This is a genomic window from Kocuria cellulosilytica (assembly GCF_040981245.1).
GTDB classification, from domain to species: Bacteria; Actinomycetota; Actinomycetes; order Actinomycetales; family Micrococcaceae; genus Kocuria; species Kocuria cellulosilytica.
In genome coordinates this window covers 35643-59559 of sequence record NZ_JAVFWZ010000003.1, presented here as the reverse complement: position 1 = coordinate 59559, position 23917 = coordinate 35643, and the positions used below count along the sequence as shown (strand labels likewise).

Sequence of the window (23917 nt, the reverse complement as noted above, 5' to 3'; positions counted from 1 at the left end):
CTCGCTGGGCAACGCATTCATAGTAGACAGTCGATCAGGATCAAGGCAAATCGTCGGCCGCGGGCGCCGGCGCGGCCTGGCCCGTGGCGGTGCCGAGGTCCACCACGGGACTGTCCCGCCACAGCCGCTCGAGGGCGTAGAACGCCCGGTCCTCGTCGTGCTGGACGTGGATCACCACGTCGCCGTAGTCGAGGAGCACCCAGCGCCCCTCGGAGCGGCCCTCGCGGCGGATCGGGCGCAGCTGGAGCTGCTCGACCAGCTTCTCCTCGATCTCGTCGACCACGGCGTTGACGAGCCGCTCGTTGGAGGCGGACGCGACCAGGAACGCGTCGGTGATGCCCAGCGCCTCGCTGACGTCGAGGGCCACGATGTCGTGGGCCTGCTTGGCGTCGGCCGCGGCGGCCGCGACGCGGAGGATGGAGAGGGAGAAGTCGTTGACAGTCAAGAAGGATCCTTTCCCGGCGAACCGGAGGTTCCGTCCCACGGGGACGGATGGAGTGGACGAGTGGAGCAGGACAGCAGGTGGTGTGCTCAGAGCACGAAGAGCACGAGCACGACGACGAGGGCCGCGAGCACTGCCAGCAGCAGCAGGACCCACCAGGCGGCGCCCGTGCGGCGCCGGTACTCCCGCCGCTCGAGCAGCTCGAGCCCCTCGGCGGTGCCGGCCGGCACCGGCGGAGCCGGTGGGTCCTCCTCGGACCACGACGCCGCGGACGCCGGCGCCGGCTCGGGCGGGTCGGCCGGCGCCGGCGGAGCCCCGGGTGGGTCCTCGGCGCCCCCCTGCGGGCCGTCCTCGGCGGCGGGAGCCGGTCCGGCTCCAGGTGGGTTCTCGGCGGCCGCGGGGGTCGTCCGCTGGGCGGCAGCGGCCGCCGTGGTCGCGTGGGAGCCGTGGTGCTCGGCGTCCTCGGGCGCGACAATCTCGATGTGCGTCAGCGCGGCCAGGTCCTCCGGCGCGAGCCGGTTGCTGAACAGGGACGGGTCGACGTGCACGGGGTCGTGGGACACGTGCCCGTCCGGGCCGTCCGGGCCGCCGCCGGGGAACACGACGGTGATCTGCTCGAGCGGCTCCCGCCGGTCCTCCGGCGGCGCCGGGGAGAGCGGCGCGGAGGGAGCCGCCGGGGCGACCGGCTGCTGGGGGGCCACACCCGTGCCGGACTCCGTCTGGGCGGCCTCCGCCTGCGCGGCGAGCTCCGCGAACCGGCGCTGCTTCTCCAGCAGCTCCGGGTCCGCGGGGCCGCCGGTCTCCTCGAGCTCCCGCGCGCGCTCCGCGAGTTCGCGCTGCAGTCGGGCCAGCCGCCGCGGCCCGAGGGGCTTCACGGGGCGGACCGGCACGGCGTCCTCGCCCAGATCGATGACCGGGGCCGGCCCGGAGGGCGCCGGCGGCGTGCTCACCGCCGGCCCCGGCGCGCCCGCGACCGAATCGTCCGCCGGCTCTGTCGTGCCCACGGCAGGGCCGTCCGCCTGTCCCGGGTCGTCCCGCACGGCGTCCTCGCCGAGATCGACGACGGGAGCCGCCCCGGAGGTCGCCGTGGGCGTGCCCGGAGCGGGGCCGTCCGCCGGCCCCGGTGCGCCCGCGACCGGGTCGGCCGGCTGCTCCGGGTCGTCCCGCACGGCGTCCTCGCCGGCCATCAGGGCGCCTTCGCCGCGGTGCCGCGGACGCCGACATGGTCCGTCGTCGCCCCGTCCCCGGCGCCGAGGTAGAGCCCGTACTTGTTGATGTACTGCACCACGCCGTCGGGCACGAGGTACCAGACGGGCTTGTGCTCGGCCACGCGGGCGCGGCAGTCCGTGGACGAGATGGCCATCGCGGGCACCTCGAGCAGGTTCACGCCGCTGGACCCGACCGGCGCGGCGAGGTCGTGACCCGGCCGGGTGACGCCGACGAAGTGGGCGAGCTGCCAGAGCTCCTCCGCGCCCTTCCAGGTCAGGATCTCCGCCATGACGTCCGCGCCCGTGATGAAGAACAGGTCCGCCTCCGGCCGCTGACGCTTCAGGTCCCGCAGGGTGTCCACCGTGAACGTGGGACCGTCGCGCTCGATGTCCACGCGGCTGACGGTGAACCGCGGGTTGGAGGCCGTGGCGATCACCGTCATGAGGTAGCGGTGCTCCGCGGGGCTCACCGCCCCGGCCGCCTTCTGCCAGGGGTGCCCGGTGGGGACGAACACGACCTCGTCGAGATCGAACTCCCCCGCCACCTCGGACGCGGCCACGAGGTGGCCGTGGTGGATGGGGTCGAACGTCCCGCCCATGACGCCGAGCCTGGTGCGCCCCGGTGTCCGGGGCGGCACGGCCGTCCCCGTCAGGGGCAGGCCCCGGGTCCGGGCGGCGGTGTCCTGCGAAGCGGTCGTCACGACGGTGGGGTTCCCCGGCTCAGGCGTGGCGCTTGGCGGCGTACTCGTCGAGCATCGCCCGCTCGTCCGCGGGCAGGTCGGCCGGGTCCTCGTGCTGGCCGGCCTCGGGGCTGAGGCCGCGGTTGGCGTAGGACAGTGTCACCACCATGAGACCGATCAGCACGATGAAGATGGAGAGGCCCCAGACCCACGCGGGCACTCCGGACTCGGCGGCGGCGTGCCCGCCCTCCGCGGCGGCGAGGACGGTGATGACGGTGTACTGGAGCATGGGGATCCCTTCTGGCGCCGGCGTGGCGGCGGGGGTGGTCGGTGGGCGGTCCGTGCCGCCGACGTCGGCGGGCCCGGGCGGTTCTCATCGTACTGAATCCGCGGCGGGCCCGCCGCGTGCGGGACTCAGGCGCGGGTGTGCCCGTCGCCCTGGACGATCCACTTCGTGGTGGTCAGCTCCTCCAGGCCCATGGGACCGCGCGCGTGCATCTTCTGGGTGGAGATGCCGATCTCGGCGCCCAGGCCCAGCTGGCCGCCGTCGGTGAACCGGGTGGAGGCATTGACCATGACCGCGGCGGCGTCGATCTCGGCGACGAACCGCTCGGCGTCCGCGAGGTCGTTGGTCACGATCGCCTCCGTGTGCCGGGTGGACCACCGGTCGATGTGCTGGAGCGCCTCGTCCAGGGAGTCGACCACCTTCACGGCCAGGTCCATGGACAGGTACTCGGTGCCCCAGTCCTCCTCGGTGGCGCGCAGGTGGTGGCTGCCGGCGGGGAGCATGGCCTCGGCCCGCTCGTCGACGTGCAGCGTGACGCCGGCCCGGTCCAGGGCCGCCAGCACGGCGGCGCCGTGCTCGAAGCCGCTGTGCAGCAGGAGGGTCTCCGTGGTGTTGCACGTGCTCGTGCGGTGGGTCTTGGAGTTGACCACCACGTCCACGGCCATGTCCTTCGACGCCGAGTGGTCGACGAAGAGGTGGACGTTGCCCTCACCGGTCTCGATGACGGGGACCTTGGCGTTCTGGACGACCGACTGGATCAGCCCGTGCCCGCCGCGCGGGATGAGGACGTCGACCTTGCCGCGGGCGGCCATGAGCGCGTTCGCGCCCTCGCGGCCGTACTCGTCGACGCTCTGGACGCAGTCCACGGGCAGCTTCACGTCGGCGAGGGAGTCCCGGATGATGCCCACGAGGGCCCGGTTGCTCTCCTCCGCGGCCGAGCCGCCGCGCAGGAGCACCGCGTTGCCGGACTTCAGGGCGATGCCGGCGATGTCCACGGTGACGTTGGGGCGGGCCTCGTAGATGGCGCCGACCACGCCCATCGGCACGCGCACCTGGCGCATCCGCAGGCCGTTGGGCAGGGTGGAGCCGCGGACGAACCCGCCCACGGGGTCGGGCAGGGCGGCCAGCTCGCGCAGGCTCTCGGCCAGGGCGGTGATCCGCCCGGCGTCCAGCTTGAGCCGGTCGAGGAGGGCCGTGGAGGTCCCGTTCACGCGGCCGCGCTCGAGGTCCTTGGCGTTCGCGGCGAGGATCACGTCCTGCTTGCGCTCGATGCGGTCGGCGATGGCGAGCAGCGCCCGGTCCTTCCAGGCCCGGGTGGCGCGGCCGAGCACGCGGGCGGAGTCGCGGGCGTCGTCGGCCATGGCGGCCACGCCGGCGACGGGGTCCTCCCCGAAGGTGGCGATGACGCCGTGGTCGGACACGACCGCCTTGTCGGTCGTGCGGGTGGCTTCGTCGGTGGTCACGGAATCGTGTGCGGCGGAAGTCATTTCTTCAGTTTAGTCCGTGCGCCGCGTGCGCGCAGGACCACCAGGTTGTCCACGTGCACGAGCTCCCGGCTGTAGTCGTCCCCGAGCTCGTCGGCCAGCACGGAGGTGGACTTGCCGAGCATCGGCGGGATCTCGTCCGAGGAGTAGTTGCTCAGCCCGTGCGCGATCTCCTTGCCCGCCGGGTCCCGCAGCGAGACGGGCTCCCCCGCCTCGAAGGTGCCGGACACGCCCGTGACCCCGGCGGCCAGCAGGGAGTTGCGGTCGCGGATCGCCTCGACGGCGCCCGGGTCCAGGGTCAGGGAGCCCTTGATGTCCGCGAGGTGGGCCAGCCACAGCAACCGGACGTTGCGCCGCCCGCCGGAGGTCGCGAACCAGGTGCCGACGTCCTCGCCGTCCAGCGCGCGGGTGATGTTCTGCGCCGACGTGACGAGCGCCGGGATGCCCGAGGCCGCCGCGATGCGCGCGGCCTGGACCTTGGTCACCATGCCGCCCGAGCCCACTCCGGCGGCTCCCACCGAGCCGATCTGCACGCCCTCGAGGTCCTTGATGGGGTCGTTGACCACCGGGATCCGCTCGCCGCCCTTGCGGGGGTCCATGGTGTAGAGCGCGTCGACGTCGGAGAGCAGCAGCAGGACGTCCGCCTTGATGAGGTGGGCGATCAGGGCGGCGATCCGGTCGTTGTCGCCGAACTTGATCTCCTGGCTGGAGACGGCGTCGTTCTCGTTGACGATGGGCAGCACGCCGAAGTCGAGGAGCCGTTCGATCTGGCGGTGGGTGTTCTTGTAGTGGCTGCGGCGCATCAGGTCCTCCGCGGTGACCAGCACCTGGCCCACGGTGACGCCGAAGCGGGCGAAGGACTCGATGTAGCGGCCCATCAGCAGTCCCTGGCCCACGGCGGCGGCGGCCTGCTTGCCCGCCAGGTTCTTGGGCCGCCGGGACAGCCCCAGGGGCGCCAGGCCGGCGGTGATCGCGCCCGAGGACACGAACACGAGCTCGATGCCGCGGGCCTTGGTCTCCCCGAGGGCGTCCACGATCATCCGCACGGCCTGCTCGTCGATCGAGCTCTCGATGGACGTCAGCGAGGACGAGCCGACCTTGACCACCACGCGGTGGGCGCGCGGGATGTCCTCGCGGCGCTCGATGGGGCTGCGCCGGTTCTTGCCGCGGTTCTCGCTGCTGAGCTGGACCGCGGACTTCTCCGCGACCTCCTCGAGCTGCTCGACGTCGATCTCGTTCGTCTGCTCGTTCATCCTGGGCGTCTCCCTCGTCCGGTGGGCGTCGTCGGTGTGTCGGTCAGTCGTTCGTCGGGTGCTGCGGTCGGGGACCGGGGCGGCGTGCCCGGCCCGGTCCCGCGGGTGCGGTCAGTCGTCGGTGCCGGGGCCCTCCGGGGCCTCGCCGCGCCGGGCGTCGACCGACTCGGTCCACACCCCGGCGGTGCGCTCGGCCTCGAGCTCGGCGCGGGCGGCGGCCTTGGCGTCCTTGCGGTCCTGGTACTGCTGGCGCTTCTGCTCGCGGGTGGGGCGGTCGATGTCCGCGAAGCGCAGGTCGGTGCCGCGGGGCCCGGCGAGCAGCTCGGCGCCGCCGACCATCGTGGGCTCCCAGTCGAAGACCACGCCGTCGTCCTCGGGTCCGATGAGCACGGCGTCGCCGGGCCGGGCGCCCTGCTTGAACAGCTCCGACTCGACGCCGAGCTTCGCGAGCCGGTCGGCGAGGTAGCCGACGGCCTCCTCGTTGTTGAAGTCCGTCTGCAGGATCCAGCGGTCGGGCTTGTCGCCGCGCACGTGCCACAGCGGCTCGAGGTTGCGCTCCTCGCGGCTGATGGTGAACTCGGGCCCGCGCACGCCCTTCGGGCGCAGCACGACCCTCGGTGCCTCCGCCGGAGCCGGTCGCGCCGCCCGGGCCTGCTGCACGACCTCGCCCATGGCGAAGGTCAGCGGTCGCAGCCCCTCGTGGGAGGCGGTGGAGATCTCGAACACGCGGTAGCCGCGGGACTCGAGCTCGGGGCGCACGAACTCGGCGAGCTCCCGGGCCTCGGGGACGTCGATCTTGTTCAGCACCACGAGGCGGGGACGGTCGTTGAGGGGCACCGCCTGCCCGCCGTCGAGGTCGCCGTCGACTGCGTAGCCGGCGAGCTCCCGCTCGATCGTCTCGAGGTCGGAGACCGGGTCCCGGCCGGGCTCGAGGGTCGCGCAGTCGAGGACGTGCACGAGCGCGGCGCAGCGCTCGACGTGGCGGAGGAACTCCAGGCCCAGCCCCTTGCCCTCGGAGGCGCCGGGGATCAGCCCCGGGACGTCGGCCACCGTGTAGCGCACGTCCCCCGCCTGCACCACGCCGAGGTTCGGCACGAGCGTGGTGAAGGGGTAGTCCGCGATCTTGGGGCGGGCGGCGCTGATGGCGGCGACGAGGCTGGACTTGCCGGCGGAGGGATAGCCGACCAGGGCGATGTCGGCGATGGACTTGAGCTCCAGGACCACGTCGCGGGCCGAGCCCGGCGTGCCGAGGAGCGCGAAGCCCGGGGCCTTGCGCTTGACCGAGGCCAGCGCGGCGTTGCCCAGCCCGCCCTGCCCGCCCGGCGCGGCCACGAACTCGGAGCCCTGCCCCACCAGGTCGGCCAGGACGTTGCCGTCCTGGTCCTTCACCACGGTCCCGTCGGGGACGGACAGGACGAGGTCCTCGCCCTTGTGCCCGTGCCGGAGGTCGCCCTTGCCGGGGCCGCCGTTGGGAGCGGACTGGTGGGGCGCGTGGTGGTAGTTGAGCAGCGTGGTGGTCTGGCCGTCGACGCGCAGGATCACGCTGCCGCCGTCTCCCCCGTTGCCCCCGTCCGGCCCGCCGAGCGGCTTGAACTTCTCCCGGCGGATGGACACGCAGCCGTGCCCCCCGGAGCCGCCGGAGACGTGCAGGACGACGCGGTCGACGAAACTGGCCACGGGGAACTCCTCTGGTCAAGAACGGGCGGGCCCGCGGACGGGCCACGTTAAAACTGTAGAGGGCGGGCGCTGGACGCACCCACCCTCTACAGCACAAACAATGGGCGGCGCGGGTGGGGACCCGCACCGGGACCGGCAGGGCCGGTCCTTCCGGCTACTCCGCGGCAGCCTGGATGTTGACGACCTTGCGGCCCCGGCGGGTGCCGAACTCGACCTGGCCGGCGGCCAGGGCGAACAGGGTGTCGTCGCCGCCGCGGCCGACGTTCAGGCCGGGGTGGAAGTGCGTGCCGCGCTGCCGGACGAGGATCTCGCCGGCGTTGACGGTCTGGCCGCCGAAGCGCTTCACGCCGAGGTACTGCGCGTTGGAGTCGCGACCGTTGCGAGTGGAGCTCGCGCCCTTCTTGTGTGCCATGAGGTGTGCCTACCTTCGGGTTTTTACTGGCTGATGGAGTCTGGAGGGGAACCGGGCCGATCAGGCGTCGATGCCGGTCACCTTCACGGTGGTCAGCTCGGCACGGAAGCCCTGGCGCTTCTTGTAGCCGGTCTTGTTCTTGAACTTCTGGATGGAGATCTTGGGACCGCGGAGGTTCTCGATGATCTCGGCCGTGACCTTGACGTTCGCCAGGGTCGGGGCATCCGAGGTGATCTTGTCCCCGTCGACCAGCAGCAGGGCAGGGAGCTCGATGGTGCTGCCTGCTCCGCCGGCGACGCGGTCAAGGGTAACGAGGTCTCCGACGGAAACCTTTTCCTGGCGGCCGCCAGCGCGGACAATCGCGTACACCACTTGGGAACTCACTTCTCTCGACGTCATGTGTAAACAGTGTGGGTCGAGCGCATACCTGTCAGGACCAACGACGTTGAGACGAGCTGTCGGTGACCGGCCCGTGGGACTAGGCCGAGGTCAGCGCAGGTTCGCCGCAATTCAGGAACTGCACCCGCATGTGCCGCCAGGTGGGGTGTCGAGTTTTTACACGCGCGCACCGGCATGGCACCGAAGATCAAGACTACTCGATCCGGTCAATGCCCGCCAACCGGCGCCCCGTCCCCGGCGCGGCGAAGAAGTCCCGCTCGAGCGCGCAGGCCTCCAGGAACACCTCCCGCATCCGCTCCCGGACCTCCGCCGGGGCCTCGCGGGCGGCGTCGTCGAGCAGCCGCCGGGCCGTGCGGGTGGCCTCCTGGAACCCCTCGTCCGCGTACGTGGCGAGCCAGTCGGCGTAGGGGTGCTCGCCGGGCCCGCCGGCCGCGGCGAGCTCGCCCAGGTGGCGTCCCACGTCCGCGTACACCCAGTAGCACGGGAGCACGGCCGCGAGGCCCACGGGGTAGGGCTCCGCGGCGGTGGCCGCGAGCAGGAAGGTGGTGTACCGCCGTGTCACCTCCGCCGGCTCGTCCCGCGCGCCGCCGTCCCCGGCGTGCTGCAGCCGGGCCCGGTGCAGCTGCGCCTCGGTCTCGGTGCAGGACACGGCGCCGGCCGCGAAGAACAGCCGCTGCTCCTCGTCGGGCGCCCGTGCCGCCAGCAGGGCGAGCGCCCTGCTGTAGCCGTCGAGGTACTGCAGGTCCTGGTCGAGGTAGGCGAGGAAGCGGTCCGGCTCGAGCCGCCCGTCCCCGAGGCGGCGCACGAACTCGAGCTCCTCGATCTCCCGCCGCACGGCCGCGGAGGCCTCCCACAGCTCGTCGCTGAACCGCTCCGGCACGGCGCCCCAGGTCTCGAGGGCGTGCTGGACGTGGTGGAAGTGGTGGACGGGCCCGCTCCCGTGGCCGACGGAGAGCTCCCCGGAGGTCTCGAGGGCCCCGCGCAGCCAGTCCCGGGCGATCCGCAGGCTCCGGGGCCAGTCCCCGTGCCGGGCCTGGAGGGTGGCCAGGGCCGAGGAGAGGGAGCACCCGGTGCCGTGCGAGTTCTCGGTGGGCACCCGGACGCCGTCGAACGCCACGAGGGGCTCCGGGGCGTCCGGGCCCACGAGGGCGTCCGGGGTCCGGTCCCCGGTGAGGTGCCCGCCCTTGACGAGGACCAGGGTCCCGTGGGCGCGGGCCACGCGGTGGCCCTGCGCGAGGGCCTCCTCCCACGACGGCGCCGTGTCCTCGCCCGCGAGCACGGCGAGCTCCTGCAGGTTCGGGGTGATCAGGTCGGCGAGGCCCAGCATCGAGCGCAGGGCGTCCTCGGCGTCGGGCTCGAGCAGGCGCCCCCCGGAGGTCGCGACCATGACGGGGTCCAGGACCACGACCGGGGGCCGGTGGGCTCCGAGCCACCGGGTGACGGCCTCGATGACCGGCACGGAGCCGAGCATCCCGATCTTGACGGCGTCGATCTCGACGTCCTCGGCGACCGCCTCGAGCTGGGCGGTGAGGAACTCGACCGGCGGGACGTGGATGGCGCGCACGCCCACGGTGTTCTGCACGACGACGGCGGTGACGGCGCTCATCCCGTAGCCGCCCATCGCGGCGATCGACTTGAGGTCCGCGTGCTGGCCGGCCCCGCCCGTGGGGTCGGTGCCGGCGACGGCCAGGACGCGGGGCACGCGTGCGCTCACGGGGCCACCTCCTCGGCGGGCGCCGCGCCGAAGGCGCGCACGTAGCGGGCGGCGGCGGCCGCGGGGTCGGCAGCGGCGCAGATCCCGGAGACCACGGCCAGCCCGGCGGCGCCCGCGGCGCGCAGGGCGGCGGCGTCCTCGGCCTGCACCCCGCCGATGGCCAGGCAGGGCAGGGAGGTGCGGGCCGCCGCGCGGGCGAAGCCCTCGACGCCCAGCGGCTCGGGGTGGTCGGGCTTGGTGCGCGTCGCCCGCACCGCCCCGACGCCCAGGTAGTCGACCGTGCCGGCGGGCAGCGCGGAGGCGGTGTCGAGCTCCTCGGCCGTGGCCGCGCTGAGGCCCAGCACGGCGTCGGGGCCGCAGATCCGCCGGGCGAGCGCCACGGGCAGGTCCGTCTGCCCGACGTGCACCCCGGCCACGGGGGCGCCGGCCGCGCGGGCGGCGAGGTACACGTCCGCGCGGTCGTCCACGAGCACGGGGACCTGCCGGCCCACGCGCTCGGCGACGGCCGTCAGCAGGGCGACGAGATCACGGACCGGGGCGTCCTTCGCGCGGACCTGGACCATGGTGGCGCCCCCGCGCACTGCGGCGGCCACGACGTCCGGGACCGGCCGGGGCGCGCTGAGGGCGGTGTCCGTCACGAGGTGCAGGGCCAGGGCCGCGGGATCGAGGCGAGGGCTCACCGGGCCACCTCCTCGCGCACCAGCTCCGCCCGGGCGGCCACCTGCTCCGGCGTCACGGCGTGCAGCCGGTCCAGCAGGGCCACGGCGAAGGACCCGGGCCCGGAGGCCTCGGCGGCCGCGTCCTCGGCCGCGAGGGTGTACACCGTGGTGGCCGCCACGGCCGCCGCGCCCCGGTCCGTGCGCACGGCGGTGAACGCGGCCATGAGGGCACCCAGGGCGCAGCCCCCGCCGGTGATGCGGGTCAGCAGCTGCGTGCCGTGCGGGACGCGGACGACGGTGCCGCCCGGGAAGCGCACGAGGTCCACGGGCCCGGACACGGCCACCGCCGAGCCGGCCCGCTCAGCGAGCGCGGCGGCGGCGTCACGGGCGGCCTCGACCCCGTGGGTGGCGTCCGTGCCCCGCCCGCCGGCGCCGCCGGCGAGGGCCATGACCTCGGAGGCGTTGCCGCGCACGATCGCGGGCCGGAACTCGAGCAGGTCGCGGGCCAGCGCGGTGCGCACGGGCAGGGCGCCCACCGCCACGGGGTCGAGGACCCACGCCCGGCCGGCGCGGTGCCGGGCCCCGACGGCCTCGTAGGCGGCGCCGCGCTGCTCGGCGGTGGGCGTGCCGGTGTTGACGAGCAGGCCGTCCGCGAGCTCCGCGAAGACCCCGCCCTCGCCCTGGATGTCGGTCATCGCCGGGGACGCGCCCACGGCGAGCAGCGCGTTGGCCGTGAAGTTGGTGACCACGGCGTTGGTGATGCACTGCACCAGCGGCGCCGCGGAGCGCAGGTCCTCCAGGGCCGCGGCGGCGTCCTCGGCGAGCGCGGGGTCCGGTGGTACCGGCCGGACGGCTCCCGGTGTTCCGGCGGACGTGGGTACGGCATCGCGCATCTGCGACATCCCTTCGCTAGTACTGGCTAGATCAGGTTCGACGGGTGTGTTCTCAGCCGCTCGCGCGGCACCCCGTGTCAGGTGTCCTGCCAGTGTAGTCGCAGAAGGTGCGCCGGGACGCCGGAGGGCCCCGGCCGCGGCGCTCGGAGTGCTTCCGTCGTCCCGCCCTCGGGGGCTGCGCCCGGGCGGAGGGGCACACCGGTGATCGGCTCCCCACGGCCCGGCACCATCGGGCTCGTGGAGACGTCCTGTCGCTCAGAAGAAGCCGTTGCCGTGCGGCATCCGCTCCGGGACGGGCTGGCAGACCCCCCAGTGCTCGAGGATCCGGCCGTCCGAGACCCGCCACAGGTCGTAGCAGCCGGCCGGGACGCGGTCGCCGGGCTCGGCGCCTCCGTCGCCGGGACCGAGCAGGGCTTCGGTGACGGTGAGGACGAGGTCGCCCTCGCCGAGCACCCGGTGCAGGGTGTGCCGGGCGAGCGGGTCGTCCGGGCCGGGGCCGTGCTCCACGTAGCGCGGGTCGCGGGCCAGCTCCTCGAGGGCGTCCCGGTCGGCGCCGATGAGCCGCTCCTGCACCCACTCGGTCACCGCCGCCTTGTTCGCGCCGGTGCGCTCGCGCCCGGTGATCTGCCGTGGTCCGCCGATCCGGTGCGTCCCGGCGGAACCGCCCGGCAGGGGCGCCAGGGCGTCCCAGTGCTCGGCGATCTTTCCCTCCGCCACGCGGAACACGTCCACCGCTGCCGTGGGGTCGGGGCCGAACCCGTGGTAGATGCAGTGGACCGCGACCATGTCGCCGTCCTCGAGCACCCGCAGGGGCTCGAATCGGAAGTTCTCGGGCAGTTGCCGGAACATCGCCTGGAGTCCTGCCGTGCCATCAGGCGCGAGCGCGGAGTGCTGCCGGTAGTCCGGGGCCCAGTGCCGGTCGATGGCCGAGGCGTCCCGCTCGCCGAAGAGCTCGCGGCCGGCGGTGAGAACGATCTGCTTGTTGTTCATGACTGTCCCCTCGGGGCTGCGGGCCGGGGATCCGACGGATCGGCCCGGTCGGCCGGCCCGCGTGTCGTGCCACCACGCTACTCGCGCCGTGCCCGGCCCGACAGGGAGGCGGAGCGCACGACGACGGAGGACCCCGACCAGTACCGGTCGGGGTCCTCCGTCGTGCTGCTCGCGGGGGCGGCTCAGCCGCGCTCGGCGGGCCGGCCGCTGGTGAGGTCCTCCGCCTTGACCCCCACGCCGACGACGGTCGGCGCGCGGCCCGAGGTCTCCTCCGGGGAGCGCTGGGCGACGGCCTTGGCCTCGTGCCGGGCGCCCTCCGCGGTGGCCGCCTGCCCGGCGGTCACCTCGGCCTCGCCCGGGCGGGCCTCCGGTGCCGAGGCCCGCCGGGAGCGCCGGCGGGGGCGCGCCGGCTCGACGTCCGCCCGCGGCTGCTCCGGGGCGGGAGCCTGCGGCGCCGTGCCCGCGCGCCCCTCGCTCTGCTGCTCGGCGGCACCCGCCCGGGCGTCCTCCGTGGCGGTGTCCCGTGCGGCGGTGTCCCGTGCGGCCGTGTTCCGCGCAGCGGCGCCCGTCGTGCCGGCCGGCTCCCGCGGAGCGGAGGCCGCGTCCGGCGCGGAGTGCTCGAAGGCCTCCGCGAGGGAGTCCAGGCTCAGCGGCCGGGCCTCGGCGGGCTCCTCCGCAGGGGCGTGGCCCTGCGGCAGCTCGATGACCTCGCCCTTGATCATCAGGCGTGAGCCCTGCCCTGCCGGCGTCTCCTCGGCGGAGACCTGCTCGGGTGCGGAAGCAGCGGGCTCCTCCCCCGTCCCCGGCTGCTGCTCGGCGGCGGTGTCCGCGCCCTGGCCGCGGTTGCGGCTGCGCTTGCCGCGCCGCTTCTTCCGCGAGCGCCCCGAGCCCTCGGGCCGGGACTCCGCCGGCGGGGCGGTCTCCTCGGCACGGGCCGGCTCCTCCACGACGGCCTCCTCGTGGTGGGTGGCGGCGGCGATGGTCGCGAACGCCGTCCGCGCGGCCTCGGCCTTGGCCTTCTCCGCGGGGTCCGGCTCGGTGGAGCGCTGCTCCGTCCGGGCCGGCTGCTGCTCGCCCCGGCCCCCGCGGCCGCGCTTGCGCTCCGTCCGGTTGGGCCGCTGGTCGCGCGACTCGCCCGTGGCGCCGCCGGACCGGCCCTCGAGCGGGTGGTCGTGGACCACCACGCCGCGACCGGCGCAGTGCTCGCACGGCTCGGAGAACACCTCGAGCAGGCCGGTGCCCATGCGCTTGCGCGTCATCTGCACGAGCCCCAGCGAGGTCACCTCCGCCACCTGGTGCTTGGTGCGGTCCCGGCCGAGGCACTCCACCAGTCGGCGCAGCACGAGGTCCCGGTTGGACTCGAGCACCATGTCGATGAAGTCGATCACGATGATCCCGCCGATGTCCCGCAGCCGCAGCTGCCGGACGATCTCCTCGGCCGCCTCCAGGTTGTTCTTGGTGACGGTCTCCTCGAGGTTGCCGCCGGAGCCGGTGAACTTGCCGGTGTTCACGTCGACCACCGTCATCGCCTCGGTCCGGTCGATCACGAGCGAGCCGCCCGACGGCAGGAAGACCTTGCGCTCGAGTGCCTTCTGGATCTGTTCCTCCACGCGGTAGTTCACGAACAGGTCCTCGTCCTCGTCCCACTTCTGGAGCCGGTCGAGCAGGTCCGGCGCGACGTAGGTCACGTACGCCTCGATGTTGTCCCACGCCTCGTCGCCCTGGACGACCATGGTGGTGAAGTCCTCGTTGAAGACGTCGCGGACGGTCTTGATCGTCAGGTCCGGTTCCGCGTAGAGCATCTCGGGCGGCAGCGTCTTCGTCGAGCCGGCCCGCTCCTGGATCTGCTCCCACTGGGCGCGCAGCCGGTTGATGTCGTGGGTGAGCTCCTGCTCGGAGGCCCCTTCGGCGGCGGTGCGCACGATGACTCCCGCCCCGTCCGGCAGCCGGTCCTTGAGGATCTTCTTCAGCCGGGCGCGCTCGACGTCGGGCAGTTTCCGGGAGATCCCGGTCATCGACCCGCCCGGCACGTAGACCAGGTATCGGCCGGGCAGGGAGATCTGGCTCGTGAGCCGCGCCCCCTTGTGCCCGACCGGGTCCTTGGTGACCTGCACCAGGACCGAGTCCCCGGACTTCAGCGCGACCTCGATCCGACGGGGCCCGCCCTCGAGCCGCGACGCGTCCCAGTTGACCTCGCCGGCGTACAGCACGGCGTTGCGGCCGCGGCCGATGTCGATGAACGCGGCCTCCATGGACGGCAGCACGTTCTGCACCTTGCCCACGTAGACGTTGCCGATCAGGGAGTCCTGCTGGGTGTGCGAGACGAAGTGCTCGGCCAGGACGCCGTCCTCCAGGACGCCGATCTGGATCCGGTTGTCCTTCTGCCGCACCAGCATCTGCCGCTCGACGGACTCGCGGCGGGCCAGGAACTCCGCCTCGGTGATCACCTGGCGGCGGCGGCCGGTCTGGCGGGACTCGCGCCGGCGCTGCTTCTTGGCCTCGAGCCGCGTGGAGCCCTTCACGGCCACGACCTCGTCGACCGTGGCGGAGTCCGCGGCGCGCGGCGCCCGGACCCGCGTCACGGTGTTGGGCGGGTCGTCGTCGCTGCCGCCCACGAGCTCCATGTCGACCTCGCCGCGGCGGCGGCGACGGCGCCGGCGGCTGGTGGTGCCCCCGCCCGAGCCCTGTCCGGCCTCCTCGCCCTCGTCGGCGAGCTCGGCCGTGTCCTGCTCCTCGGGACCGTCGCCCGGGTCCTCGGCGGAGGCGTTCTCCTCCTGCTGGCGGCGCCGCGCCTCGCGGCGGCGGGCCGCGCGCTGCTGAGCGGCCTCGCGCAGCTCGTCGAGGTCCGGGGCGTGGAACATCAGCGAGGTCGCCGCCACGGCGGCGGACAGCGCCGTGCGCGGCTCGTCGCCGTCGCTGCCCTCGCCGTCGTCGGTGCCCTCGTAGTCGGCGTTCCGGTCGCCGGTGTTCTCGTCGTCGGTCGTCCCGTTCCGCGCGCCCTCGGCCTCGGCGATCCCGTTGCCGGTGTTCCGGTCGCCGGTGGCCCCGTTCCCGGCACCCCCGGCGTCGGCATTCCCGTTGCCGGCGTTCCGGTCGCCGGTGGCCCCGTTCCCGGCACCCCCGGCGTCGGCATTCCCGTTGCCGGCGTTCCGGTCGTCGCTGGCCTCGTTCCCGGCACCCACGGCGTCGGTGTGCTGGCCCTCGCCGCGACCGCTCGTCGGGTCCTCGACCGGGGTGCCCGCCCCGGTGCCCAGGTCCTCCGCCTCACCGGCGGGCTCGACGCCCTCGGCGGCCTCCTCGGCACCGGGCGTGCCCGGCGCGGGGTGCCCGGGCGCGGCGGCCTCCTCGGCCACCGCTCCGGGTCGCTCGTCACCGGGAACAGCGGTCCCCGGCGCGACGTCGAGGGTGTCGGTCCCGGCGTCCGCGCCCCTGTCCGGCTCAGGGTCCGGATCGGCGACCGGCTCGGTGTCTGTCTCTGCAACCGACGCGGCGACCGGCTCAGCGTCCGGCCCTGCGACCGACGCGGCGACCGGCTCAGTGCCCGGCTCCGTGATCGGCTCAGCGTCCGACCCGGTGCCCGGCGCGTCGGCCGGGGCCTCGGGGGCGGGGTCCTGCACCGTTTCCTCCGCTATCGGGAGGTCCCGGGGCGCGTCGTGCGATGTGTTCTGCTGACCAGCGTCCAGGGCGTCCTGCGCCCCGACCTGGTTCTCCTGTTCGGCATCCATATACAGCTGTGCTCCTGCCGCGGTACGCCGTCCGTACCCGGTCCCCGCGGCGGCTTGGTCGGCGTATCGCCGGTGGGGGTCCACGCGGCGGCCAGAAGTCCTGTGCGTACCCGTCGCGTCCCGCACACCTCGCGAACGGGCGGGGACGGCAACGAGCCAGTCCGGGGCTTCGAGCCGCTGCTCACGAGGGCAACGGTCTTGAGCCGGCGGCGGACGCGCTCAATCCGATGAGAGCCGCGGGTCCTGCCGACCTGGGGTCGAAGTCCGACTGGGCCGAGATCCCGCGTACGGGCGGGCTCGACCGTGGCCAGTATCTCACAGACGTCCCGGTCCGGGCCGGATTGGTCCTGTCACGGCCCGCAACCCTCCCGCGCTCGTCCCGCGGTCCTGCTGCGACCTCCCGTGACGCGCCCGGCGTCCTCCCCGGGTCCTCCCGGGTTCCTCCCGCCGGGGACCGGGAGGGCCGGAGGAGGCATCGCCTAGGATCGGCGTGTGACCTCCACTCCGTCCGCTCTCGACGACTCCCCCCCCGCACCTCCCGGCCACGACCCTCGCGCCGACCGGCGCTGGGGCCTCGTGGCGCTCGTGACCGCGGTCCTGGGCTTCTACGGCGCCGCCACCCTGGTGTACGAGCGGCTCCAGCTCTTCCTGGACGCCGGGCACCGCACCAGCTGCGACATCAACTCGTGGTTGTCCTGCGGCACCGTCATGCGCACGCCGCAGGCGGAGGCGTTCGGCTTCCCCAACCCCTTCATCGGCATCGTGGCCTACGCGGTGGTCGTGGCCGTGGCGCTCGCGGTGCTGGCCGGCGCCCGGTTCGCCGCCTGGTACTGGTGGGGCCTGCAGCTCGGGGTGACCCTCGGCTGGGTCTTCGTGCTGTGGCTGTGGTGGCAGACCACGTTCGAGATCAACGCCCTGTGCCTGTACTGCATGCTCGTGTGGGTGATGCAGACCGTCCTGGTGGTGCAGACCACGGCCCGCAACCTGCGCGCCGGGGTGCTGCCGGCGCCCGCCGCTCTGGCGCGCGCCGCCGAACCGTGGGCGTGGTTCGTCTCCGCGACCCTGCTGGTGCTGATCTTCGGGACGGTGCTCGTGCGCTTCGCCGGGGTCATCTTCCCGGCCTGAGACCGGGCCCGGACGACCCCGGGCCCGGACGACGACGGCCTCCGCCCTGACCGGGCGGAGGCCGTCGTCGGTGGGACCGGGATCAGGCGAACCAGATGCCGATCTCGCGCTCGGCCGACTCCGGGGAGTCGGAGCCGTGCACGAGATTCTGCTGGACCTTCCCGCCCCAGTCCCGGCCGAGGTCCCCACGGATGGTGCCCGGCGCGGCGGTGGTCGGCTCGGTGGTCCCGGCCAGGGAGCGGAAGCCCTCGATCACCCGGTGGCCCTCGACGACGGCGGCCACGACCGGGCCGCTCAGCATGAACTCGACGAGCGGCTCGTAGAACGGCTTCCCGCGGTGCTCCGCGTAGTGCTGCTCGAGCACCGAGCGCTCGGCGTGCAGCATCCGCAGCTCCACGAGGCGATAGCCCTTCGCCTCGATCCGGGCGAGCACCTCGCCGGTGAGGCCGCGGGCCACGCCGTCGGGCTTGACGAGGACGAGGGTGCGTTCCGTGGTCATGGGAGTCCTTCCGAGGTGGGGATCCGGGATGTCGGTGCTCAGCCTAGCCGTCCGGGTGCTCCCGCTCCCACTGCGCCTGGGCGGCGTCGCGGGCGGCGTTCTCCCGGTCCAGCCGCGCCCCGGTGCGCACGGCGTACCACCAGGCGAGCACCGACAGCCCGCCCACGAAGAACATCGTGGGGAGCACGAGACCCGTGGCCAGGAGCACCCCCTGCAGGACCCACCCGACGGTGTACCCCCAGGGCCGGCCCAGCACGGCGGGGGCCAGCCCCAGAACCAGGGCGAGCGCGGTCCCGCCCGCCAGGACCGCCACGCGCGCCCCGTCCCCGAGCTCGCGGCCGAGCACTCCGTAGGCGGTGAGGGCGGCGAAGAACGCGATGAACGCCTCCATGACCAGCACGGAGGAGGCGAACATCGTGCGGATCGAGCGCCGCCGCCCGGGCTGCCCGGAGGGCGTGCCGCGCTGGGCTCTGCTCATGCGTGCCACGGGGAACGGGTCCTTTCCTGCGAGTGGTGCGGGGGGCGGGGGTGGCTCGGGGCGCGGCGCACCGTCACAGCCCCAGCAGCGTGCGGGCCTCGCCGACCACGGTGATCGAGCCCGTGACCAGCACGGCGCCGTCGAACTCCGGGCGGGCGGCGGCGTCCTGGACGGCCTCGGTCATCGCGTCGTCGAGCTGGGGCACGGCGTGGACCACGTCCTCCGGGAAGCCGAGGTCCACGGCGAGCTCCACGAGCTCCTGCGGGTCGACCGCCCGCGGCGAGGAGGACCGGGTGAACCAGAACTCGGTGTGGAACTCCTCGTACTCGTCCAGCAGGACCCGCAGCATCGCCTCGGCGTCCTTCTCCTGGAGCACCCCCACCACGAGATTGAGCTTCCCGAAGGTGAAGGCCTCCTTGAGGGCGGCCGCCGCGGCCGTGAGCCCGTGCGGGTTGTGCGCGGCGTCGAGCACCACCGGGGGCGCCTTGCGGGCCAGCTCGAGCCGCCCCGGGGACTCGACGGCGCCGAGTCCGGTGCGGACCAGCTCGGGGCTGAGCTCCTTGTCCCCGCCGCCCAGGAAGGCCTCCACGGCGGCGACGGCCAGCGCGGCGTTCTCCGCCTGGTGCGCGCCGAACAGCGGCAGCAGGACCTCGGGGTACCGACCGGCCAGGCCCTGCAGGTCGAGCACCTGCCCGCCCACGGCCGTGGCGCGGGACTCCACGCCGAACTCCACGCCGCCGAAGCGGAACGGGATCGCGAGCTCCCGGGCCCGGGCGAGCAGCACCTCGGCGGCCTCCGGGTCCTGGGCGGCGGAGACGAGGAAGCCGCCCGGCTTGAGGATCCCGGCCTTCTCGGCGGCGATCTCCGCGAGCGTGTCGCCGAGCATGTCGGTGTGGTCGAGGTCGACGGGCGTGACCACGGAGACCACGGCGTCGGCCACGTTCGTGGCGTCCCAGGAGCCGCCGATGCCCACCTCGAGGACGACGACGTCGACCGGCGCGTCCGCGAAGACCGCGAACGCGAGCGCCGTGACGGTCTCGAAGTAGCTGAGCCGGGGCTCGCCCCGCTCGGCCAGCTCGGCGTCCACGAAGCCGAGGTACGGGGCGATCTCGCCGTACACGCGCACGAACGTCGCGTCGTCGACGGGCGCGCCGTCCACGCTGATCCGCTCGGTGACCCGGGAGAGGTGGGGGCTCGTGTAGCGGCCCACCCGCAGGTCGTGGGCGAGCAGCAGGGACTCCACCATGCGCGCGGTCGAGGTCTTGCCGTTGGTGCCGGTCAGGTGGATCACCGGGGCGGCGCGCTGCGGCTCGCCGAGGACCTCCAAGGTCCGGCGCATCGCGTCCAGGCGCGGGGCCATCCGGTTCTCGGGGGCGCGCTCGAGCAGCCGGGCGTAGACCTCCTCGACCGTCTCCGCGCCGCCGGTCTCCGCGAACGGGGCGCTCACGCCTGCACCGCCCCGGCGTCGACGGCGGTGCCGGCCGGACGCCCGGTTGCGGTCCCCACGACGGTCACCGCCACGGACGGCTCGCCCACGCGCAGCTCGAGCTCCGCGGAGAGCGTCTCGCCCGCCACGAGCCCGCGGTTGGCCTCGAGCGCGGCGACCGTCCGCTCGTCCGCGGTCACGACCGTGCGGATCCGGTCGGAGACCTGGAGAGCGGCGTCCTTGCGGGCCTGCTGGATCGCCCGGACCATGTCCCGGGCCGTGCCCTCGGCCTCGAGCTCGGGGGTGAGCTCGGTGTCGAGGACGAGGAACCCGCCGCCGGGCAGGACGGCGACGGCGCGCGAGCCGGCCGCGGCGTCCTCGGCCACGACCGTCTCGAGCTCGTACTCGCCCTCCTGCAGCGGCACCCCGCCGGCGGTGACGGTGCCGTCCTCCGCGGTGGACCAGTCCCCCGCCTTGGCGGCCTTGATCACGCCCTGCACGCCCTTGCCCAGGCGCGGGCCCGCGGCGCGGGCGTTGACCTTGAGCTGCTGGGAGATGCCGAACTGCTCCGCGGAGGCCTCGGCGGCGTCCAACAGGGTCACGGACTTCAGGTTCAGCTCGTCCGCGACGATGCGCTCGAAGGTGCCGGCGAGCTCGTCGCCCCCGGGCACCACCACGGTCATCCCGGCCAGCGGCTGGCGCACGCGCAGCTGGTGGGCCTTGCGCAGCGCGGAGCCGTTGGAGCAGATGGTGCGGGTCGTCTCCATGCGCGCCACCAGGCCGGCCTCGGCGGGGAACAGCGAGGCGTCCGGCCAGTCGGTCAGGTGCACCGAGCGCCCGGCGGTCAGCCCGCGCCAGATCTCCTCGGCGACCAGCGGCAGCAGCGGGGCGGCCACCCGGCAGACCGTCTCCAGGCACGTGTACAGCACGTCGAAGGCGACGGTGTCCTCGTCGAAGAACCGGTCCCGGGAGCGGCGCACGTACCAGTTGGTCAGCGTGTCCATGTAGGAGCGCAGGTGCTCCGCGGCGCCCGAGACGTCGTAGCGGTCGAAGGCGTCCTGCACGTCCGTCACGAGCCGGCCGGTGGCGGCTAGCACGAAGCGGTCCATCACGTTCCCGGACTCGTGGCGGGTCCGCGCCTCGTAGCCGGCGCCGCCGTTCGCGGCGTTCGTGTAGAGGCCGAAGAAGTGGTACACGTTCCACAGCGGCAGCATCATCTGGCGCACGCCGTCCCGGATGCCCTGCTCGGTCACGACCAGGTTCCCGCCGCGCAGGATGGGGCTGGACATCAGGAACCAGCGCATCGCGTCGGCGCCGTCCCGGTCCAGGACCTCGTTGACGTCCGGGTAGTTGCGCAGGGACTTCGACATCTTCTGCCCGTCCGAGCCCAGCACGATCCCGTGGCTGATGACGTTGCGGAACGCGGGCCGGTCGAACAGCGCCGTGGCCAGGATGTGCAGCGTGTAGAACCAGCCCCGGGTCTGGCCGATGTACTCCACGATGAAGTCGCCCGGGTTGTGGGTCTCGAACCACTCCCGGTTCTCCATCGGATAGTGCACCTGCGCGTACGGCATCGACCCGGAGTCGAACCACACGTCCAGCACCTCGGGCACGCGCCGCATCGTGGCGCGGCCGGTCGGGTCGTCGGGGTTCGGGCGGGTCAGCTCGTCGATCCACGGCCGGTGCAGGTCGACCTCGCCCCGGTCGTTGACCGGCAGCCGGCCGAAGTCGGCCTCCAGCTCGGCGAGGGAGCCGTAGACGTCGCGGCGCGGGTGCTCGGGGTCGTCGGACTCCCAGACCGGGATGGGCGAGCCCCAGTACCGGTTGCGGGAGATCGACCAGTCGCGGGCGTTCTCCAGCCACTTGCCGAACTGGCCGTCCTTGACGTTCTCCGGGATCCAGTGGATCTGCTGGTTGAGCTCGACCATCCGCTCCTTGATCCGGGTGACCTCCACGAACCAGGAGGACACGGCCCGGTAGATGAGCGGATTGCGGCAGCGCCAGCAGTGCGGGTACGGGTGCTCGTAGGTGGCCTGCCGGACCAGCCGGTCCTGCGCCTTGAGGTCCCGGATCACCGTGCGCGCCACGTCCTTGTCGAAGACGTTGCGCCCGGCGATCCCGGCCAGGGGCGCGCCCGGGGCGAGCCGCTCGTCCTCGAAGAGCCGGTAGAACACCCCCGACTCGTCGAGGGAGAGCACCACGGGGATGTCGTAGCGGGCGCAGACGTTCTGGTCGTCCTCGCCGTAGGCGGGCGCCTGGTGCACCAGCCCGGTGCCGTCGGTCGTGGTGACGTAGTCGGCCACGACGAACTGCCAGGACGTGCCCGTGCCGAAGCGCTCGGCGTCGGCGAAGTAGTCCCACAGCCGCTGGTAGCGCAGCCCCTCGAGGTCCGCGCCGGGGTGCCGGGCGGTCACGGCGGCGGCCGCGGCCGCGGCCGGGTCCTCGGCGTCGCCGTAGCCGAGGTCCTTGGCGTAGGCGCCCAGCAGCACCTCGGCGACCAGGAAGCGCCGCCCCGCGAGCTCCCCCGCGCCGGGGACCACGGCGTAGACGATCCCGGGGCCCACGGCGATCGCCTGGTTGGTGGGCAGCGTCCAGGGGGTGGTGGTCCAGGCGAGGGCCTCGACCCCGGCGAGCTCGGCGGCCAGCTCGGGCCGGACCGCCCACGAGGCGTCGTCGAGCACCGGGAACGTGACGGTGACCGTCTGGTCCTGGCGGTCCTGGTAGACGTCGTCGTCCATCCGCAGCTCGTGGTTGGACAGCGGGGTCTCGTCCTTCCAGCAGTACGGCAGGACGCGGTAGCCGGAGTAGACGAGGCCCTTGTCGTCGAGCGCCTTGAACGCCGCGATCACGGACTCCATGTAGTCCGGGTTGAGGGTCTTGTAGTCGTTGTCGAAGTCGACCCAGCGCGCCTGGCGGGTGACGTAGTCCTGCCACTCGGAGGCGTACTTCATCACGGAGGACCGGCAGGCGTCGTTGAACGCCGCGACGCCCATCCGCTCGATCTCCTGCTTGTCCGCCATCCCGAGCTGCTTCATCGCCTCCAGCTCGGCGGGCAGGCCGTGGGTGTCCCAGCCGAAGCGGCGCTCCACCCGGCGCCCCTGCTGGGTCTGGTAGCGGGCCACGAGGTCCTTGACGTAGCCCGTGAGGAGGTGGCCGTAGTGCGGCAGGCCGTTGGCGAAGGGCGGGCCGTCGTAGAACACGAACTCGTTGGCGCCGTCCCGGCCGGGATCGCGCTGGTCCACGCTGGCCTGGAACGTGCGGTCCTGCGCCCAGTAGGCCAGGACGCGCTCCTCGACGGCGGGGAACGCGGGCGCCGCGGGGACGCCGCGGGCCTCGGGGTCGGTGGTCGCCTTGGGGTAGACGGGCTGGTCTGACACGGGGTCCATCCTCGTTCTGACGTCGGTGCTGCTCGTGCGGGTCAGGGTGCAAGGACGCTGCCGGCCGGTCGCCCGGGGCGGAACGCGGTACCACCTCGCTTGCGCCCCGGTCCCCGGGGGGACGCGGGCCGCCGCTCGTGACTGCTGTGACGGGCTTACCCGTTCGGTTCTACTGGGGGCCCGGGGGCCCTGTTCTTCCGAAGGCTCCCCGGTGATGGCCGGATCGACGCCGCGATGACTGCCCCCCATCTTAACCCACCCGGCAGCCCGCCGAGGTCGCGGCTGTCGGCGACCCGGGCTCGCCGGGTCGCCGACAGAGGCAACCTCGGCGAAAGGGGGCTACGAGCGGCGGATCACCTTGTGCGGGGCCGCCTGGGCGACCGGCTTGACGGTCACGGTGTCGAGGTCCACGTGGTGCGGCAGGTTCACCGCGAAGGCGCACACCTGGGCGACGTCCTCGGCGGTGAGGGGCTCGTCCACGCCCGCGTAGACCTGCTCCGCGGCCTGCTGGTCCCCGCCGAGGCGGTTGAGCGAGAACTCGGGGGTGTGCACGAGGCCCGGGGCGATCTCGACCACGCGCACGTTGTGCTCGGCCTCCTCGAGCCGCAGCGCCTCCGTCATGGCCCGCTGGGCGTACTTCGCGGCGTTGTAGCCGCCGCCGCCCTCGTAGGCCCGGTGCGCCGCGAGGGACGTGAGGTTCAGGACGGTGCCCTCGCCGTTCTCGCGCAGGGCGGGGAGGAAGGCCCGGGTCAGGCGCATCGTGCCGAGCACGTTGACCTGGTACATCCACTCCCAGTCCTCGGTGCCGGCCTCGGCCACCCGGTCGGTGCCGTGGGCGCCGCCGGAGATGTTGAGCAGCGCGTCCACGCGGCCCTGCTCCTCCAGCACCTGGTCCCGGAGGGCGTCCACGTCGGCGTCCGAGGTGATGTCGCACGGGGCCGGGATGGCTCCCGTCTCCCGGGCCAGTGCCTCCAGGCGCTCGGCGCGGCGGGCCACCGCGTAGACGGTCCAGCCGCTGCGGCGCAGCTCGCGCGCGGTGGCCTCCCCGATGCCGGTCGAGGCGCCGGTGACGACGGCGACCCGGCCGGTGTGCGTGTGCGGACTCTGCTGATCGGTCATGGGCCCCACGCTAGCCGGGCACCGGGCACCGCCCAAGGACCGGGGCGTCGGGGCCCGCCCCGGGGCTCGTG

20 protein-coding genes and 1 riboswitch are annotated in these 23917 nt (G+C 73.9%); of the genes, 1 reads left to right on the top strand and 19 read right to left on the bottom strand.

What is annotated here, in order from left to right:
* Positions 1–40: 40 nt before the first annotated feature.
* From rsfS to RCG67_RS05335, 14 genes are all read right to left on the bottom strand, one after another.
* Positions 41–445, bottom strand: coding sequence for a ribosome silencing factor (rsfS, locus tag RCG67_RS05400; RefSeq protein WP_058872739.1), 405 nt, complete (start codon positions 443–445; stop codon positions 41–43).
* A gap of 86 nt (positions 446–531) precedes the next feature.
* The gene (locus tag RCG67_RS05395; RefSeq protein ID WP_368825167.1) at positions 532–1629 is read right to left on the bottom strand and encodes a hypothetical protein; all 1098 of its coding nucleotides are present in this window, start codon (positions 1627–1629) and stop codon (positions 532–534) included.
* The gene (nadD, locus tag RCG67_RS05390; RefSeq protein WP_438612640.1) at positions 1629–2351 is read right to left on the bottom strand and encodes a nicotinate-nucleotide adenylyltransferase; all 723 of its coding nucleotides are present in this window, start codon (positions 2349–2351) and stop codon (positions 1629–1631) included. The genes RCG67_RS05395 and nadD overlap by 1 nt, the downstream gene beginning before the upstream one ends.
* Positions 2352–2370: 19 nt before the next feature.
* Positions 2371–2619 (bottom strand): hypothetical protein, encoded by a 249-nt coding sequence (locus tag RCG67_RS05385; RefSeq protein ID WP_368825166.1) that lies wholly within the window; start codon positions 2617–2619, stop codon positions 2371–2373.
* Positions 2620–2744: 125 nt separating this feature from the next.
* Positions 2745–4103, bottom strand: coding sequence for a glutamate-5-semialdehyde dehydrogenase (locus tag RCG67_RS05380; protein ID WP_197412618.1), 1359 nt, complete (start codon positions 4101–4103; stop codon positions 2745–2747).
* On the bottom strand, positions 4100–5353 hold the full coding sequence (gene proB, locus RCG67_RS05375; RefSeq protein ID WP_082696903.1) for a glutamate 5-kinase: 1254 nt from the start codon (positions 5351–5353) through the stop codon (positions 4100–4102). The genes RCG67_RS05380 and proB overlap by 4 nt, the downstream gene beginning before the upstream one ends.
* Before the next feature lie 111 nt (positions 5354–5464).
* Positions 5465–7030 carry a GTPase ObgE gene (obgE, locus tag RCG67_RS05370; RefSeq protein WP_368825165.1) on the bottom strand — a complete coding sequence of 522 codons (1566 nt, stop codon included), beginning with the start codon at positions 7028–7030 and terminating at the stop codon, positions 5465–5467.
* A 154-nt stretch (positions 7031–7184) separates the two neighbouring features.
* Complete coding sequence (gene rpmA / locus RCG67_RS05365; RefSeq protein WP_017834601.1) at positions 7185–7442, bottom strand: 50S ribosomal protein L27; 258 nt, start codon at positions 7440–7442, stop codon at positions 7185–7187.
* Between the two features lie 60 nt (positions 7443–7502).
* Complete coding sequence (gene rplU, locus RCG67_RS05360) at positions 7503–7814, bottom strand: 50S ribosomal protein L21 (RefSeq protein ID WP_368825555.1); 312 nt, start codon at positions 7812–7814, stop codon at positions 7503–7505.
* Between the two features lie 220 nt (positions 7815–8034).
* Positions 8035–9555 (bottom strand): bifunctional hydroxymethylpyrimidine kinase/phosphomethylpyrimidine kinase, encoded by a 1521-nt coding sequence (locus tag RCG67_RS05355; RefSeq protein ID WP_368825164.1) that lies wholly within the window; start codon positions 9553–9555, stop codon positions 8035–8037.
* Positions 9552–10235 carry a thiamine phosphate synthase gene (gene thiE / locus RCG67_RS05350; RefSeq protein WP_368825163.1) on the bottom strand — a complete coding sequence of 228 codons (684 nt, stop codon included), beginning with the start codon at positions 10233–10235 and terminating at the stop codon, positions 9552–9554. The genes RCG67_RS05355 and thiE overlap by 4 nt, the downstream gene beginning before the upstream one ends.
* Positions 10232–11107 (bottom strand): hydroxyethylthiazole kinase, encoded by an 876-nt coding sequence (gene thiM, locus RCG67_RS05345; protein WP_438612639.1) that lies wholly within the window; start codon positions 11105–11107, stop codon positions 10232–10234. The genes thiE and thiM overlap by 4 nt, the downstream gene beginning before the upstream one ends.
* Positions 11099–11192: riboswitch (TPP riboswitch) on the bottom strand. (Overlaps the previous gene by 9 nt.)
* Before the next feature lie 170 nt (positions 11193–11362).
* A complete protein-coding gene (locus RCG67_RS05340; protein ID WP_368825161.1) occupies positions 11363–12097 on the bottom strand; it encodes a nuclear transport factor 2 family protein in 735 nt (244 codons plus the stop codon).
* Between the two features lie 182 nt (positions 12098–12279).
* The gene (locus tag RCG67_RS05335; protein WP_368825160.1) at positions 12280–15822 is read right to left on the bottom strand and encodes an Rne/Rng family ribonuclease; all 3543 of its coding nucleotides are present in this window, start codon (positions 15820–15822) and stop codon (positions 12280–12282) included.
* A 492-nt stretch (positions 15823–16314) separates the two neighbouring features.
* Here RCG67_RS05335 and RCG67_RS05330 point away from each other — a divergent pair, with 492 nt between their 5' ends.
* Entirely contained in the window at positions 16315–16947 is a 633-nt protein-coding gene (locus tag RCG67_RS05330; RefSeq protein WP_368825159.1) for a vitamin K epoxide reductase family protein, read from the top strand.
* A gap of 82 nt (positions 16948–17029) precedes the next feature.
* On the opposite strand, the gene ndk is transcribed toward RCG67_RS05330, so the two are convergent.
* The 5 genes from ndk to RCG67_RS05305 form a co-directional block, all read right to left on the bottom strand.
* Entirely contained in the window at positions 17030–17446 is a 417-nt protein-coding gene (gene ndk, locus RCG67_RS05325; RefSeq protein WP_368825158.1) for a nucleoside-diphosphate kinase, read from the bottom strand.
* A 43-nt stretch (positions 17447–17489) separates the two neighbouring features.
* Positions 17490–17924: a DUF4233 domain-containing protein gene (locus RCG67_RS05320; protein ID WP_082696904.1), complete on the bottom strand. Its 435-nt coding sequence runs from the start codon at positions 17922–17924 to the stop codon at positions 17490–17492.
* A gap of 73 nt (positions 17925–17997) precedes the next feature.
* Positions 17998–19371: a bifunctional folylpolyglutamate synthase/dihydrofolate synthase gene (locus RCG67_RS05315; protein ID WP_368825157.1), complete on the bottom strand. Its 1374-nt coding sequence runs from the start codon at positions 19369–19371 to the stop codon at positions 17998–18000.
* Positions 19368–22736, bottom strand: a complete 3369-nt coding sequence (gene ileS, locus RCG67_RS05310) for an isoleucine--tRNA ligase (protein ID WP_368825156.1) — start codon at positions 22734–22736, stop codon at positions 19368–19370. The genes RCG67_RS05315 and ileS overlap by 4 nt, the downstream gene beginning before the upstream one ends.
* A 330-nt stretch (positions 22737–23066) precedes the next feature.
* Positions 23067–23846, bottom strand: coding sequence for an SDR family oxidoreductase (locus RCG67_RS05305; protein ID WP_368825155.1), 780 nt, complete (start codon positions 23844–23846; stop codon positions 23067–23069).
* Between the last annotated feature and the right edge of the window lie 71 nt (positions 23847–23917).